Source organism: Variovorax paradoxus, from assembly GCF_024734665.1.
Classification (GTDB): Bacteria; Pseudomonadota; Gammaproteobacteria; order Burkholderiales; family Burkholderiaceae_C; genus Variovorax.
Genome location: NZ_CP102931.1, coordinates 4,531,540 through 4,545,969 on the forward strand (window position 1 = coordinate 4,531,540; position 14,430 = coordinate 4,545,969).

At 67.1% G+C, this 14,430-nt stretch carries 13 protein-coding genes; 5 read left to right on the top strand and 8 right to left on the bottom strand.

Annotated elements, in window-relative coordinates:
- Positions 1-4 precede the first annotated feature (4 nt).
- Positions 5-721: a response regulator transcription factor gene (locus NWF24_RS21400; RefSeq protein ID WP_258350281.1), complete on the top strand. Its 717-nt coding sequence runs from the start codon at positions 5-7 to the stop codon at positions 719-721.
- Entirely contained in the window at positions 631-2,541 is a 1,911-nt protein-coding gene (locus tag NWF24_RS21405; RefSeq protein ID WP_258350282.1) for a sensor histidine kinase, read from the top strand. The genes NWF24_RS21400 and NWF24_RS21405 overlap by 91 nt, the downstream gene beginning before the upstream one ends.
- Here the strand turns inward: NWF24_RS21405 and NWF24_RS21410 are convergent, their stop codons facing one another.
- On the bottom strand, positions 2,542-4,890 hold the full coding sequence (locus NWF24_RS21410) for a cytochrome P450/oxidoreductase (RefSeq protein ID WP_258350283.1): 2,349 nt from the start codon (positions 4,888-4,890) through the stop codon (positions 2,542-2,544). It abuts the gene before it with no gap.
- A gap of 10 nt (positions 4,891-4,900) precedes the next feature.
- Entirely contained in the window at positions 4,901-5,860 is a 960-nt protein-coding gene (locus NWF24_RS21415) for a Bug family tripartite tricarboxylate transporter substrate binding protein (RefSeq protein WP_258350284.1), read from the bottom strand.
- A 113-nt stretch (positions 5,861-5,973) separates the two neighbouring features.
- Between NWF24_RS21415 and NWF24_RS21420 the strand changes: the two genes are divergently transcribed.
- On the top strand, positions 5,974-6,795 hold the full coding sequence (locus NWF24_RS21420; protein ID WP_258350285.1) for an IclR family transcriptional regulator: 822 nt from the start codon (positions 5,974-5,976) through the stop codon (positions 6,793-6,795).
- A 15-nt stretch (positions 6,796-6,810) separates the two neighbouring features.
- Here the strand turns inward: NWF24_RS21420 and NWF24_RS21425 are convergent, their stop codons facing one another.
- Positions 6,811-7,638 carry an undecaprenyl-diphosphate phosphatase gene (locus tag NWF24_RS21425; RefSeq protein WP_093059047.1) on the bottom strand — a complete coding sequence of 276 codons (828 nt, stop codon included), beginning with the start codon at positions 7,636-7,638 and terminating at the stop codon, positions 6,811-6,813.
- Positions 7,639-7,786: 148 nt separating this feature from the next.
- On the opposite strand from NWF24_RS21425, the gene NWF24_RS21430 reads away from it, so the two are divergent.
- Positions 7,787-8,671: a hypothetical protein gene (locus NWF24_RS21430; protein WP_258350286.1), complete on the top strand. Its 885-nt coding sequence runs from the start codon at positions 7,787-7,789 to the stop codon at positions 8,669-8,671.
- Here the strand turns inward: NWF24_RS21430 and NWF24_RS21435 are convergent.
- Genes NWF24_RS21435 through NWF24_RS21445 form a run of 3 tightly spaced genes read right to left on the bottom strand, consistent with a single transcriptional unit; the run spans position 8,665 to position 11,652 of the window.
- Positions 8,665-9,327, bottom strand: coding sequence for an aspartate/glutamate racemase family protein (locus tag NWF24_RS21435; protein ID WP_258350287.1), 663 nt, complete (start codon positions 9,325-9,327; stop codon positions 8,665-8,667). The two genes, NWF24_RS21430 and NWF24_RS21435, sit on opposite strands and share 7 nt — an antisense overlap.
- A gap of 23 nt (positions 9,328-9,350) precedes the next feature.
- Positions 9,351-10,262 (bottom strand): transporter substrate-binding domain-containing protein, encoded by a 912-nt coding sequence (locus NWF24_RS21440; RefSeq protein WP_258350288.1) that lies wholly within the window; start codon positions 10,260-10,262, stop codon positions 9,351-9,353.
- A gap of 55 nt (positions 10,263-10,317) precedes the next feature.
- Positions 10,318-11,652 carry an aspartate aminotransferase family protein gene (locus tag NWF24_RS21445; protein WP_258350289.1) on the bottom strand — a complete coding sequence of 445 codons (1,335 nt, stop codon included), beginning with the start codon at positions 11,650-11,652 and terminating at the stop codon, positions 10,318-10,320.
- A 137-nt stretch (positions 11,653-11,789) separates the two neighbouring features.
- On the opposite strand from NWF24_RS21445, the gene NWF24_RS21450 reads away from it, so the two are divergent.
- The gene (locus tag NWF24_RS21450) at positions 11,790-12,659 is read left to right on the top strand and encodes a MurR/RpiR family transcriptional regulator (protein ID WP_258350290.1); all 870 of its coding nucleotides are present in this window, start codon (positions 11,790-11,792) and stop codon (positions 12,657-12,659) included.
- A gap of 10 nt (positions 12,660-12,669) precedes the next feature.
- Here NWF24_RS21450 and NWF24_RS21455 read toward each other — a convergent pair whose 3' ends face one another.
- Both NWF24_RS21455 and NWF24_RS21460 read right to left on the bottom strand, forming a co-directional pair.
- Positions 12,670-13,365: a GntR family transcriptional regulator gene (locus NWF24_RS21455; RefSeq protein WP_258350291.1), complete on the bottom strand. Its 696-nt coding sequence runs from the start codon at positions 13,363-13,365 to the stop codon at positions 12,670-12,672.
- 239 nt (positions 13,366-13,604) lie between these two features.
- A complete protein-coding gene (locus NWF24_RS21460) occupies positions 13,605-14,402 on the bottom strand; it encodes an alpha/beta hydrolase (RefSeq protein WP_258350292.1) in 798 nt (265 codons plus the stop codon).
- Positions 14,403-14,430 lie beyond the last annotated feature (28 nt).

Below are 14,430 nucleotides of genomic sequence, written 5' to 3' on the forward strand. Positions count from 1 at the left end.
CCGAATGTCCCCTCTCCCGATCGAAGACGCCGAACCCGTCTCGCTGAGCCCCACCCTCATCGTCGAGGACGACCCCGCCATGCAGGAGCGCCTGCGCCACGTGCTGTCCACACTCGGCGGCGACAAAGAACGCATCACGGTGACCGACAGCGTTGCCGGGGCGCAGCAGCTGATCGGCAAGCATGACTACGGCGTGGTGCTGGTGGACATCGGCCTGCCCGACGGCAGCGGCGTGGAGCTCATCAACTGGCTGCAGGCGCACCACCCGGGCATTCCAGCGGTGGTGATCTCGGCCTGGCGCACCGAGGAAATCATTTTTGCGGCGCTGCGCGCGGGCGCCATCGGCTATCTGCTGAAGGAGCGCGACGACGTCGAACTCGGCATCGCGCTGCGCAGCATCGAACAGGGCGGCGCGCCCATCGACCCGAGCATCGCGCGCCACATCCTCGCGTGGCTCGCAACGCACCAGCCGACGGCCGACGCGCAGGTGCAAGCCTCCGGCGCCGCACCCGCCGCCGATGGACTGGCCCCGCTGACGCGCCGCGAACGCAAGATCCTCGAGCTCGTGTCGCAAGGCCTGAGCAACCGCGACATGGCCGAGTCGCTGTCGATCTCCAGACTGACCGTGGAATGCCACACCAAGAACATCTACCGCAAGCTGGCCGTCAATTCGCGCACCGAAGCCGTCTTCCAGGCGCGGCGGCATGGCTTGCTGCGCTGACGGGCGCGCTGCTCCTCCTGCTCTTTGCGGCCTGCCCGGCTTTCGCTCAGGCAAACGCAGCAGCGCCCGCGCTGCACGTCGAAGCCGTGCGCGGCACCGGCTGGAACGACACGGCCCCGCCCGCTGAAGGCTGGACTCTCGTCACCTTGCCCGACAGCTGGGCCGCGCGCTGGCCCGGCTTCGACGGCGTGGTCTGGTATCGGCTGACCTGGCAGGAGCCGGAGCAGGTGCATGAAACCGGCCTGCTGCTGCACTACCTCAACATGGCCGGCGAGGTGTCGCTCAATGGCACGCCGATTTCGCGCGACGACAGCCTGGTCGAGCCGCTCACGCGCGCCTGGAACACCCCGCGCTACTGGCTGCTGGCCCCGCCGCTGCTCAGGCCCGGCACCAACACGCTGCTGGTGCGCGTCTCGGGCCTGTTCGCCTACCAGGCGGGGCTGGGGCCGGTAAGCCTGGGCACGCCGGCCGCGATGCAGGCGGAGTTCGAGCAGGAGCGCCTCGTGCGCCGCGACCTGCAGGTGCTGGGCCTCGCGGTGAGCGCGGCGGCCTCGGCCTTCTTCGCCGCCCTGTGGCTGCTGCGCCGGCGCGAGACGGCCTACGGATGGTTCGCACTGATGTCCGTGCTGTGGCTGCTGTTCGGCTACAACCAGATCGCGACCAGCCCCTGGCCCTTTGCCAGCAACCACAGCTGGCAGGCGCTGAACATCTCGACGCTGCTGGTCTTCGGCGTGTCCTACGTCATCTTCGCGCTGCGCTTCTGCGGGCGACGCATGCCGCGGCTGGAGGGCGCGGCGCTGCTGATTGCGGTGGTCGGCGTGCTCGACCTGTGGCTGGCACCCCACGCAGACCTGATCGCGCACCGCGCCATCTGGACGCTGGTGGGCGGCTTCACCGTCATCGCGGTGAACGGCACCTCGATCGTCCACGCCCTGCGCCATCGTAACAGCCCGATGCGCTCGCTCGCGCCGTTCATGGCGGTGTCGGCGCTGACGGATGCGCACGACCTGCTGGTGTTCACGCAGGTGATCGACAGCAACACCTACTACACGACGATGTCTTCGTACATCCTGCTGCTGGGCATGGCCTTGACCCTGGCCGCGCAGTTCGTGAAGAGCCTCAAGCGCATCGAGAACTTCAACACCGAGCTGATCGAGGAAGTGAACGCAGCCAAGGCCGACCTCGCCGCCACGCTGGCGCAGCAGCACGCGCTGGAGTTGACGCACGCGCGCATCGGCGAACGCGTGAACCTCGTGAGCGACCTGCACGACGGGCTCGGCGGCATGCTCGTGGGCAGCATCGCCACGCTGGAGCGCACGCCCGAGAACCTCAGCGCGCCCGAACTGCTCGCCATGCTCAAGCGCCTGCGCGACGACCTGCGGCTGATCATCGACGCCACCGGCCGTGACGATGGCGCTCGCGTGCTGGGCGAACTACTGGCGCCGCTGCGTCACCGCAGCGCGCAGCTGCTCGACGCCAACGGCATCGACTGCCGCTGGCAGGTGTCTGGCATCGACACGCTCGAACTACCGCCCTCGCAGAGCCTCGACCTGATGCGCTTTCTGCAGGAGGCGCTGACCAATGTGCTCAAGCACAGCGCAAGCCGGCGCGTGGACGTGACCGTGGCGCGCGCGGGCGCCGAACTCCGGCTCAGCGTGCGCGATGACGGGCGCGGCTTTGCGGTCGAAGGCACTGGCGAAGCCGGCGGCGCGGGCTTGCGCAGCCTGCGCACGCGGGCGCGCCGCCTCGGGGCCGAGCTGCAGCTGCAGTCGCGCCCCGGCGAGACGCAAGTGGCGCTGCGGATGCCGCTCGCGAGCTGACTAGAGTTCGAGCACCAGCCGCCCTTCGCAAGCGCGAGAGCAGCAGGCCATCATCTTCGTGTTGACATCGCGCTCCGAGCGCGTGAGCACCACGTCGCGGTGATCGACCTTGCCCGAGAGCACGCGCACTTCGCACGAGCCGCACAGGCCTTCTTCGCAATCGCTCTGCACGTCGACATTCGCGGCACGCAGCGCGGTCAGCAGGGTCTGGTCGGGCGGCACGGTGAGGACGAGGCCGGAGTCTTTCAGCTCGACCTCGAAGGCGTGCTCCTTCGACGGATCGAGCGTGGCGAGCGTCGACTCGAAATGCTCCACGCGCAGCGCGCCTTCGGGCCACGCGGCGCAGCAGCTTTCCAGCGCTTCGAGCATGCGCAGCGGGCCGCAGGCATAGACCTGCGCGCCGGGCACGGGCTGCGCAAGCAAGGCTTGCAAGTCGTTGCGGCGCCCTTCGTCGGCGGCGTGCACATGCAGGCGTTCGCCATGCAGCGCGGCCAGCTCGTCGACAAAGGCCATGCTCGCGCGGCTGCGGCCGCTGTAGTGCAGCTCGTAGTCCATGCCCAGCGCCTTCGCGCGCCGCGCCATGGCGCTGACCGGCGTGATGCCGATGCCGCCGGCAATGAAGATCGCCTTCTTCAGCGATTCGTCGAGACGGAAGTGGTTGCGCGGGCCGCGAATGCGCAGCCGGTCGCCCGGCTTCACGTTCGCATGCACCCATGCCGAGCCGCCGCGCCCTTCGGGCTCGTGCAGCACGGCGATCTCCAGCACGCCCTGCTCGTCGGGGTCGCCGCACAGCGAATACTGGCGCGACAGCTCGGGCGTACCGCACTCGACGTCGATGTGCGAGCCGGGCGTCCAGCGCGGCAGCGCCTTCCCGTCGGGCGAGACGAGGCGCAGTTTGACGATGCCGTCAGCCACCGGCGTGATGCGCTCGACCACCACGGGCCTCGCAATCGAATGCGCCGACGGTTCGCCGATGCGCACGGGCACCTGCATGTCGCGCAGGCCATGGTTCGCTCGCTCCGGATTGGCGGCCGGGTCCCATTCCACCCACAGGTGCTCGGGCCCGCGGAACGAAGTGTTCGGCACGTAGGTGAAGCGTTGCTCGGCAAGGCGCATGTGCGGCAGCCGGCGTGTGAACTCTTCCAGGAAGATCTGCATCTCCATGCGCGCGAGGTTCTTGCCCATGCACTGGTGCGAGCCGTAGCCAAAGGTGAGATGGTCGCTGGCGTTGTCGCGGCGGATGTCGAACAGGTCCGCATCGGCGAAGTGCCCTTCATCGTGGTTGGCCGACGAGGTGACGATCAGCAGGCGCGAGCCCGCGGGCAGGTCGACGCCGTCGATCTGCGTGTCTTTCGTGACGAGCCGGCGCCACGCGGCCACCGAGCCGTTGTGGCGCAGGCACTCTTCCACTGCATTGGGAATGAGCCCCGGGTCTTCGCACAGTTCGCGCCACACGTGGGGGTGCTGCAGCAGCAGCTTCATCGCGTTGGCCGTGGCGTTGGCGGTGGTCTCGTGCGCGGCGACGATGCCGGCCATCATCATCGAGTGCAGGTACGAGTCGGTCACCACCTCGGGGTGCAGCATCTGCTTGCGGATGCCGTACTGCATCCAGCCGGGTGCGTCGGGGTCTTGCCGCATCTTCTCGAGCACCTTGCCGGCGTACTGCCAGAAGTTGCCGACCGCGTGCGCCACGGCCACCTGCTCCTCGGGCTTGGGGCGGCCCCACGTGTTGACGGTGTGCGCAATGGAATATTTGCGCAGCGTATCCATGTCTTCCTCGGGCACGCCAAGGAAGTGCAGCGCCACGGTGAGCGGAATTTCCCACAGCATCTGGTCGACGAGATCGGCCTTGCCGTCGTCGATGAGGCGGTCCACGTACTCGCGGGCCAGCTCGCGCACCATCGGCTCGTGGTGCTTCAGTGCCTCGGGCGTGAACGGGTCCATCAGCGCGCGGCGGCGCGGCATGTGGGCGGGCTCGTCTTCGTTGACCAGCGTGCGGTTCAGCGCGAAGCCGTACGAGGCCAGCACCGCGTTGGCCTCCTCGCCGGTGGGCGTGATCTTTTCCAGCGCATTCGACGGGCTGAAGGTGATGTTGTCGCGGAACACCGCCTTGATGTCCGCATAGCGCGTGAGCACCCAGTAGCCCAGCTTCGGGCTGTAGAAGATGGGCTCCTGCTCGCGCGCCCAGCGCACGTACTCGGGTGGGTCCTGCTGGTAACCGTCTTCGAAGGGGTCGAAGCCGGCGGCGCGCTGGCTCACGGGGCAGCCCGTGGGCGTGCGCTCGGAAGACAGCGGCCCGTGCGCGACAGGGCAGCCGGAAGCGCGTGGTGGCATGGCGGTGTCAGGCATGGCGGCAGACTCAGTCGAGGGTGATCTTCAGGTCGCGGATCAGCTTGTGCCAGCGCACGGTTTCGTTCTTCAGCAGCTCGGTGTACTGGGCTGGCGTGTTGCCCACCGGCTCCACGCCGAAGTCGACCATGCGCGTGCGCACCGAAGGCTCGTTGATGGCCGCGACGATCTGGCGGTTGAGCGTGTTCACTACCTCAGGCGGCGTGGCCGAAGGCACCACCACGCCGACCAGCGCTGCGGCCTCGACGTTCTTGTAGCCGAGCTCGGCGAAGGTGGGCACGTCGGGCAGCTGCGGCAGGCGCGTGGGGTTGGCCACGGCCAGCGCGCGCACCTTGCCGCCCTTGATGAAGCCGGAGCCCGCTGCCAGGTCGACCATCATGGCCGGCAGCTGTCCGCCGACCACGTCGGCCAGCGCCGGCGCCGCGCCGCGATACGGCACGTGGACCATGAAGAGCTTGGCCTCCACCTTCAGCAGTTCCATCGCGAGGTGGTGCGGGCTGCCCGCGCCGGCCGAGGCGTAGTTGATGCCGCCGGGCTTGGCCCTGGCCTGGGCGATGAAGTCCTTGGCCGAGCTGAAGCCCGAGTTGGCGCCGACCACCAGGATCATCGGAAACTTGCCCATCAGGGTGACGGGCGCGAGGTCCTTGGTGGGGCTGTAGCTCAGCGACTTGTAGAGCGCAGGGTTGAAGACCAGCGTGCCGTTGTCGGCCGAGAGGATGGTGTAGCCGTCGGCCGGGGCACGCGCGGTTTCGGCGGCAGCCAGCGCGGTGTTGCCGCCGGGCTTGTTATCTACCAGCACCGGCTGCGCGACCTGCGTTGACAGCGTCTGGGCGACCGTGCGCGCAAGAAAGTCGGAACCGCCGCCGGCCGCGTACGGAACGATCCAGCGGATCGGCTTGGCAGGAAAGGTCTGGGCGCTTGCGCCGGCAGCAGCTACCAGCGAAAGGATCACGGCAATGCACTTCTTCATGGGGTGTCTCCGGATTGGATATTGTGTATTGCGTAATTATTATACGCATAGCGTAATTACAGAATCGCGGGTTTACCCGGCCATGCAGGCCGAGCACCTAACATGAAGACGACATGACCTCATCCCCGGAACCCAGCCCTTCCTCCTCCGCCTCCCCCGCCCGCGAACGCCGCCAGCGCGTGCAGTCCGCCGAAACCGGCATGGCCGTGCTCAAGGGGCTGGCGCACCTGGGCGGCCGCAGCAGCCTCACGGCGTTGTCGACGCACGTCGCCGAGAGCCCGGCCAAGGTGCACCGCTACCTCGCCAGCCTGATGGAAGCGGGCCTCGTGCTGCAGGACGCGGCCTCGCAGCACTACTACCTGGGCACCGAGGCCATCCAGATCGGGCTGGCCGCGATGCGGCAGGCCGACCCGATCCGCGCGGCCGAGCCCTGCCTGATCCGCCTGCGCGAGTCGCTGGAGGTGACGTGCTTCGTCGCGGTCATGGGCAACAAGGGCCCGACCATCGTGCGTTTCGAGGAGCCGGGCCTGCCGGTGACGGTGAACGTGCGCGCCGGCTCGGTGATGTCGATGCTGTGGTCGGCCACCGGCCGCGCCTTTCTGGGACTGCTCGACGAATCGCGCGTGTTGGCGCTGGCCGAGCAGGAACTGGGTGAGGCCACGCCCGAAATGCGGGCGCAGCTCGACGCGAAAGACCCGATCGGGCATTTGCGCCGCGAGGTGCGGCTAACGAACTGCGCCAGCGTGAAGGACACCTACCTGCGCGGCATCAGCGCCGTGGCGGCACCGGTGTACGACTATGCGGGCCGGGTGTGCGCCGTGATCACCGCGCTGGGCGCCACGGGGGGCTTCGATCCGGCCATCGACGGGCCCATTGCCACGGCGGTGCGGCAGGAGGCCCGGGCCGCCAGCGCCCTGCTGGGCGCCGCAGCCTGAAGCTTCAGGGCCGAATCAATCGGCCCAGACCACCGTGCCGGTCCACGCCGTGGCCAGCACCAGGATGCCGAAGGCAATGCGGTACCAGGCGAACGGAATGAAGTTGTGGGTGCTGATGAACTTCAGCAGCCAGCGCACGCACAGCCAGGCGCTGATGAACGAGAACACCAGCCCCACGGCGAACAGCGGAATGTCGGCCATCGACAGCGCCGCGCGCTCCTTGTAGATGCTGTAGAGCCCCGCGCCGATCAGCGTCGGAATGGCAAGGAAGAAAGAGAAATCGGTCGCCGCCTGGCGCGAGAGGCCCAGCAGCATGCCGCCGATGATGGTCGAGCCGCTGCGGCTGGTGCCCGGGATCATCGCGAAGCACTGCACCAGGCCAACCTTCAGCGCATCCCACGGCGTCAGGTCGTCCACGTGCTCGACGCGCACCGAGCCCGGTGGCCGCTTCTCTGCCCACAAAATGATGAAGCCGCCGATGATGAAGGTGCTCGCTACCACGGTCGGAATGAACAGGTGCTCCTTGATGACCTTGCCGAACAGCAGGCCCAGCACCACCGCGGGCAGGAAGCCGATGAAGATGTTCAGCGCCAGGCGCTGTGCCTTCGGTTGCCGCGGCAATGCGACAACGGTCGATTTGATCTTCTGCCAATAGACCAGGATCACCGCGAAGATCGCGCCGGTCTGGATGGCGATCTCGAAAACCTTGCCCCGGTTGTCGCCGAAGCCGCCGAGCAGCGAGCCCGCAAGAATCAGATGGCCGGTCGATGAGATCGGAAGGAATTCGGTCAGCCCCTCGACGATGCCCATGACGGCGGCCTTGGCCAGCAAAACAATATCCACGCGTACTCCTTTTAAGAGCAGCCATTATCACGATGGGTCGGTCAGGGGGAATTCAGGATCCCCAGTTCCGGTGATGTTCAGATGCAGTGCGTTAACACAAAGTAGTGCATTACCGGGCATGTGTGATGTCCGAAGGAGCTTGCGCCAAATGCGAACGCCAATGCCCGGCAACGGGCACGAAGAACATACCTCGACCGTCGACGACCACGGCGAAGACCGACGCAAGAATGCACAGGACCTCGAGCGCGAGCAGCGCGCCTCGATGCAGCGCGTTGCCGAAGCCACCGGCGCGTCGGCCCACGAACTGCAGCAGCTGATGCAGCGGCTGCTCGACATCGACCGCTCGGGCTCGAGCGCCGGCATCGTCGCGCAGGGCCACATCGCGGCCGACCGCATGCAGTCGGGCATGCAGGCACTCGACCTCGGCGACGGCCATGTGGCTGAGCAGCACGGCGATGCCGCGCAGAGCATCGACTTCTGGCTGCTCGAGCCGCTCGACCCGGCGCACGACAAGAAGTGGTACGCCCGCTGGAAGTTCTGGAGCTTCATCCTCGGCGCATCCGGTTCCGAAGCCGCGCTCACCCTGCAGGGCCTGGCACTGCGCCCCACCGAGCCCGGCGACACGCACGCCGACCTGGTGGCCAAGGCGCGCAAGGTGCTGGAGGCCTGGCGCCGCACTTCGGAGCCGCTCTTCTGGGCGGCCGTGGAATGCTACGTGCGGCAACAGTCGTTCTCACTCGAAACACAGGCCTACCTGATGCACTGCATCGCCGCCATGTTCGCGGGCGACCCGATGAAGCTGTCGAACGCGCAGAGCGAACAACTCGCGGGCGTTCTCACCGACACCTACTGCGACGCGCTGGGCACCTCGGCGAGCATGCCCTCGGCCGACATCTACCGGCGCCTGTCGCAGGGCCTGGAAGCAACCGACCGTGAAACCGGCCTCACCCGCAACCTGGGGCGCAGCGACGCGGCCCAGATCGCGATCACGGCGCTGTTCTCGGTCATCGAAGGCTCGCGCTCACGCTACTGAGCCGTGCGCTGGCGCAGCGCGCGCACCGCGCTGTCGACTGTGGTCAGCACCGGCAGGCCGCTGGCGGCCTCGCAAGCGGCGCGTGCCCTGGCCATGCTGAACTGCGCCAGCGCGATGCGCGTGCAGCCGCGTTCGCGCAGCGCTGTGGCCTGCGCAGCGATCAGGGTGTCGTGGCGCTGCACATCGCCGGCATTCAGTGCGTCTAGCGCACCCTCGGCCAGCGCGAGCTCGAGTGCCGTGTCTTGCGGAAACTCTGGCGGCATCGAAGCCAGCGTGGGCGCAAAGGTCGCGATCAGCCCTAACCGCCCCTGCCCTTGCCCTTGCCCTTGCCCTTGCGCCGCCTCGTCGATCATGGCTTCGTTGGGCTTGAGCACCGGAATGCCCGCATGCCGCCGCGCCACCGCCTCTATGCACGGCCCGAAGGCCGAGCAGGTGAAGAGAATGCCCTGCGCACCCGTATCGACCGCGTACTGCGCGAGACGCTCGAAGCGCTCGTGCATGGCGGCGTCGAGCCCCTTGCCGTTGCGCGCCAGGTCGGCCGAGAGGCTGTCGTCGAGCAGGTTCATGCGCACGGCCTCGGGCCAGTCGCGCGCAAAGGCTTCGTTGATGGGCGCGACGGAGTGCGAGAGCGCGTGGATCAGGGCAATGCGGGTCATGAATTCGGAGGCTCTTCAGAAGCTCAGATGCCCTTCGAAGAAGGATTGGCGAACGCTTCCTTCGTTTCGGCATTCAGCGGGTAGTTGATGTTGATGCCCTTCGGCGGAATCGGCGACATGAACCACTTGGCATAGAGCTTCTCCATCTCGCCCGACTTCATCATGCCCGACACCACGCGGTCGACCAGCGCCTTGAAGGCCGGGTCGTCCTTGCGGAACATCAGCGACTGGTTTTCGGTGCGCAGGCTCTCGCCGGTGATGACGAAGTCCTTCGGGTTGCGCGCATTCGCGATCTGCCCGGCCAGCAGGATGTCGTCGAGCACGAAGGCCTGGGCGCGGCCGCTTTCCACCAGCAGGAACGAGTCGCTATGGTCCTTGCCCGCGAGGTTGTTCACTTCGAGGCTGCGGCCGCGGTCAGCCTCGCGCAGCAGGCGAAACGATGTGGTGCCGCTGGTGGTGGCCACCGTCTTGCCCTGCAGGTCGGCAATGCTCTTGATGCCCGAATCGGCCTTCACCAGCATGCGCACGTTGTAGCGGAAGATGTCCGGCGAGAACGCCACCTGCTTCTGCCGCTCGACCAGGTTGGTGGTGGAGCCGCACTCGATGTCGACCGTGCCGTTCTGTACCAGCGGAATGCGGTTGGCAGAGGTAACGGCCTGGTACTTGATCTCGATGGCCGGCATCTTCAGCTCGCTCTTCACGGCCTCGACGATGCGGTTGCAGATCTCGATGCTGTAGCCCACGGGTTTGAGGTTGCCGTCGAGGTACGAAAAGCCGAAGGACGACTCCCGGTAGCCGAAGGCGATGGCGCCGCTGGCCTTTATCTTCGCGAGCGTGTCGCCTTCCTGGGCCTGCACGGCCGTGAGCGGCATGAAGGCCACAAGGATCACCGCGAGCGCGGCACCAAAGGGAAACGGCAGACGAAGCTTGGGCATGGAACGCTCCTCGGAACGATGGTTGAAGAAAAGACGAACGGGAAAGTGGTAGCGCTCAGCGGGCGGCTGCACGTGTGACCGCATCGATGGAGGCCGCGAGCCGCGCGGCGATCTCCTGCAGGTCTTGCCGCGTGGCGATGAAGGGTGGCGCGAGCAGCACGTGGTCGCCCAGCCGGCCGTCGACCGTGCCGCCGAAGGGGTAGCACAGCAGGCCGCGCGCCATGGCGTCCTTCTTGACGGTGGCGTTGACCTTCAGCGCCGGATCGAAAGGCGTCTTGCTCGCGCGGTCGGCCACCAGCTCGATGCCCCAGAAAAAGCCGCGGCCGCGGATGTCGCCCACGTGCGGGTGCGCGCCCAGCGCCTCGGCCAGCATCGCGCCGAAGGCAACGCCGTCTTCGCGCACCTTGGCGACCAGCCCGTCGCGCCGGATCACCTGCTGCACCGCGAGCGCAGCAGCGCAGGCCATCGGGTGGCCGAGGTAGGTGTGGCCGTGCTGGAAGAAGCCGCTGCCGCTGGACATGGCTTCGACGATGCGGCGCTGCGCCAGCACCGCGCCCACCGGCTGATAGCCGCCGCCCAGGCCCTTGGCAACGGTCATGAGGTCGGGCACCACGCCCTCCTGCTCGCAGGCATGCAGCGAGCCGGTGCGGCCCATGCCGCACATCACCTCGTCGAGGATCAGCAGCACGCCGTACTTGTCGCACACCGCGCGCACCGCCTTGAAGTAGCCCCGCACTGGCGTGAGCACACCGGCCGTGGCGCCGCCGACGGTCTCTGCCACGAAGGCGATGACGCTGTCAGCGCCCTGCGCGAGGATGGCCGCTTCGAGCTCGGCCGCCAGGCGCAGGCCGTACTGCTCGGCGCTTTCATCATCGCGTTGCTCGCGGTACGGATAGCAGGGCGACACGTGCGTGGCCGGCACGAGGATGGGTGCGAAGGGTTCGCGCCGCCATGCGTTGCCGCCCACGGCCAGCGCGCCCAGCGTGTTGCCGTGGTAGCTCTGGCGGCGCGCGATGAAGTGCGTGCGCTGCGGCTGGCCGATCTCCACGAAGTATTGGCGCGCCATCTTCAGCGCCGACTCCACCGCCTCCGAGCCACCGCTCACCAGGTAGACGTGGCTCATGCCCTCGGGGGCGGAGCCGATCATTTCGTCGGCCAACTGCTCGGCCACTTCGCTCGTGAAGAAGCTGGTGTGCGCGTAGGCGAGCTTGTCGATCTGTGCATGCATGGCGGCCAGCACCTCGGGGTGCGCATGGCCGAGCGACGACACCGCCGCGCCGCCAGAGGCGTCGAGGTATTCGCGGCCTTCGGCGTCGCGGATGAACATGCCGTGGGAGCCGGTGGCAACGGGCGGGGTCTGGCGAAGGTGGCGGTGGAAGACGTGCGTCATGGCGGCTGGCAACTGGATTCGAAGGTTGGAACTAACGTTTCCGCCGGATTATTATTTGGAACATTTGTTCCGTCAACTGCCGCCACTCGACCCCTCCGGTACATTTGTTCCAACGACAGCCGAAGAGAGACACCGCCATGGGCGCCCGAGAGCAGATCCGCCAGCGTTTCAACGAACTGAGCCCCGCCCTGCAGCAGGTGGCGCGCTACGTGCTCGACCATCCGAACGAGGTGGTCACGAGTTCGATGCGCAACGTCGGCACGCGCTCGCAGAGCACGCCCGCCACCCTCGTGCGTTTCGCGCAGCATCTGGGCTTCGAAGGCTGGCCGCAGCTCAAGGAAGCCTTCGCCGCCGACATGGGCCTGGGCTCCGCCGAAACCTACGGCGGGCGCGCCAAGCAGCTCGTCGGCCGCGCCAAGGACCAGACGCTGACCGGCGAAATGTTCGAGGTGCAGCGCCGCAACCTCGAAGCCACGCACCAGCAGAGCGAGCAGGCGCTGCAAAAGGCCTGCGCGCTGATCGAGAAGGCCCCGGCCGTGCACGCCGCGGGGTTCAGGGCGTGCTTTCCGATCGCCTTTTCATTCGTCTACGTGTACCGGATCTTTCGCGCCAGCGTACACCTGGTCGACGGCCAGGGCGGCTCGCTGGAAATGCAGCAACGCGCCTTCGCCAAGGGCGACGCGCTGGTGGTGGCGAGCTTCGCGCCCTACTCGCGCGAGGCGCTGCAGGTGGCGCAGGCGGCCAAGGCGGCGGGTTGCCGCATCGTCGCCATCACCGACAGCGTGACCTCGCCGCTGTCGCTGCTGGCGGACGAGACGCTGCTTTTCACGATCAACAGCCCCTCGTTCTTCCCGTCGGTCGCGGCGGGGGTGGCGGTGACCGAAGCGCTGGTCGAGCTGCTGGCCAGCCGCGCGGGCAAGCCGGTGATCCGGCGTATCGATCAGGCCGAGGCGCAGTTGTTCGAATCGGGGGCCTACCTCACGCCGCCGGCGGCGCGCGGCGGCTAGGGCCGAGAACTCAGATCAGCGCCCGGGTGCGGCCGGCGGCCTGCTGGCTCAGGTAAAGCACCAGCAGGTCGCGGTTGGCGATGATGTGCTCGCGCATGGCGGTTTCGGCGCTGGAGGCTTCCTGCCGGCCCAGCGCCTCGACGATGCGGCAGTGCTCTTCCAGCGCCTGCAGGGCCTGCTCGTGGCGGTACAGCTGCATCGATGCGTCGCGGTTGTGCGGGCGCAGCTTGCTGTCGAAGATGATCGGCAGCTGGCTGGCTCGCTGCACCGCCTCGGTCAGCCAGCGGTTGTCCGCCAGTGCCAGCAGCTTGCTGTGAAAGGCCTGGTTCAGGTCCTGCCAGTGCTCGGCCCGGGCGTCAGTCCATTCGCCTCTGCCGTGCAGCACTTCGTACTGCTCGTCGAGCATGGCCGTCAGTTGCGCCAGGGCCCCGCTTTCGAGGCCGCGCTCGCTGATCAGGCGGCAGCACATGCCCTCCAGCGTGGCACGCACGCTGAAGGCGTCGAACACGTCCTTGGCGTTGAAGCGGCGCACCTGGAAGCCCTTGTTGGGCAAGTACAACAGCAGCCCCTCGTCGGCCAGCCGCGCCATGGCGCCGCGCACAGGGGTGCGCGACACGCCAAGCTCGTTGGCGAGCGAAATCTCCATCAAGTGGGAGCCAGGGGCAATCACACCATCGAAGATGCGATTGCGCAGCGTGTCGGCCACGGACAACGCTCGTGTCCGAGAGGGGTCTGGGGGAGTCATCGAAAGTCGGGAACTGGGGGGGCGCCGGAAGCGGGTCGCGCGGATGGTACGGCCCCGTACAAATGCTTCATATCCCCGATTTCCGTAAAAATTTTATTCCGGGACTTTTTCGATGATTACTTCAAATTTATTAACTTCTGTAAACGCCTCTTCCGCTGTAGGCGTTAACCCGCCCCCGGTAGCCTTTTCGGCCGGCCCGCCTATCTGGCAATGATCCAGTCGGCGATCTGCGGGACAACTTCGCGATCGAGCCCATTGAAGCCGTGATACGCCATGGCCTCGCACGGGTCGCCCCTGTTCTCCCCACCCTTGAAGCTCAGCAGCGCCTTCCTCGGCGAGTTTTCGAGCTTCCCCATGAGGGCGGGCACGTTGGCAAACGCGCAGAGCGCGCAGCCATCCTGCTCGTGATGGACGACGAGAACGGGAACCCTGATCTTTTCCAGCGGCATTGCCGGAACGGGCCGTCCCCTGTCGTCGGTGAGGATGGTCGAGCTCAGGACGATGCCGTCCGGTCCTTCAGGGCCTGAAAGCTCAGTCGCGACGTATGCCGCGGACTGCGTACCCCGGCTGGTGCCCACAAGCCACACAGGCACCTTGGATTGCTCTCGCATCCACGCAATGACCGCCTTGATGTCGGCCGCATGCTTCGGCTTCTGGCGAAAACCGCTGAGGTAGGGTGGACTCAGCCGGTCCGAAGGCGCATCGACGACGGCGACCATGAGCCCTTGGTCCGCAAACAGCTGTCGCGTGCGAACGAGAAAATTCCCGGCGCCCCAGTTGAACGAACCATTGGGAAAGATCTGCAACCCGCCGTGCCCGCCTGCGAGCAGGATCACGGCAGCCCTTGGCGCTGGCGGCGACAGCACGAGCATCCGCTGCGTTACCCCGGGCCGGGTGGGAATGTCCACCACCTTCTGCGTGGTCTGCGCCTGGACTGGCGAAACCAGTGCAATCAGAAAGAGAAAGCCCGCGATCCAGTACCTGGCAATGTTGCGCATCGACGATCTCCTGGGGGTACAGCTTTGA

What these genes read in the sequence shown, in the direction of transcription:
- NWF24_RS21400 (WP_258350281.1), top strand. Translation starts at nt 5, where the DNA reads ATGTCCCCTCTCCCGATCGAAGACGCCGAACCCGTCTCGCTGAGCCCC.
- NWF24_RS21405 (WP_258350282.1), top strand. Translation starts at nt 631, where the DNA reads ATGCCACACCAAGAACATCTACCGCAAGCTGGCCGTCAATTCGCGCAC.
- NWF24_RS21410 (WP_258350283.1), bottom strand. Translation starts at nt 4,890, where the DNA reads ATGCCTGACACCGCCATGCCACCACGCGCTTCCGGCTGCCCTGTCGCG.
- NWF24_RS21415 (WP_258350284.1), bottom strand. Translation starts at nt 5,860, where the DNA reads ATGAAGAAGTGCATTGCCGTGATCCTTTCGCTGGTAGCTGCTGCCGGC.
- NWF24_RS21420 (WP_258350285.1), top strand. Translation starts at nt 5,974, where the DNA reads ATGACCTCATCCCCGGAACCCAGCCCTTCCTCCTCCGCCTCCCCCGCC.
- NWF24_RS21430 (WP_258350286.1), top strand. Translation starts at nt 7,787, where the DNA reads ATGCGAACGCCAATGCCCGGCAACGGGCACGAAGAACATACCTCGACC.
- NWF24_RS21435 (WP_258350287.1), bottom strand. Translation starts at nt 9,327, where the DNA reads ATGACCCGCATTGCCCTGATCCACGCGCTCTCGCACTCCGTCGCGCCC.
- NWF24_RS21440 (WP_258350288.1), bottom strand. Translation starts at nt 10,262, where the DNA reads ATGCCCAAGCTTCGTCTGCCGTTTCCCTTTGGTGCCGCGCTCGCGGTG.
- NWF24_RS21445 (WP_258350289.1), bottom strand. Translation starts at nt 11,652, where the DNA reads ATGACGCACGTCTTCCACCGCCACCTTCGCCAGACCCCGCCCGTTGCC.
- NWF24_RS21450 (WP_258350290.1), top strand. Translation starts at nt 11,790, where the DNA reads ATGGGCGCCCGAGAGCAGATCCGCCAGCGTTTCAACGAACTGAGCCCC.
- NWF24_RS21460 (WP_258350292.1), bottom strand. Translation starts at nt 14,402, where the DNA reads ATGCGCAACATTGCCAGGTACTGGATCGCGGGCTTTCTCTTTCTGATT.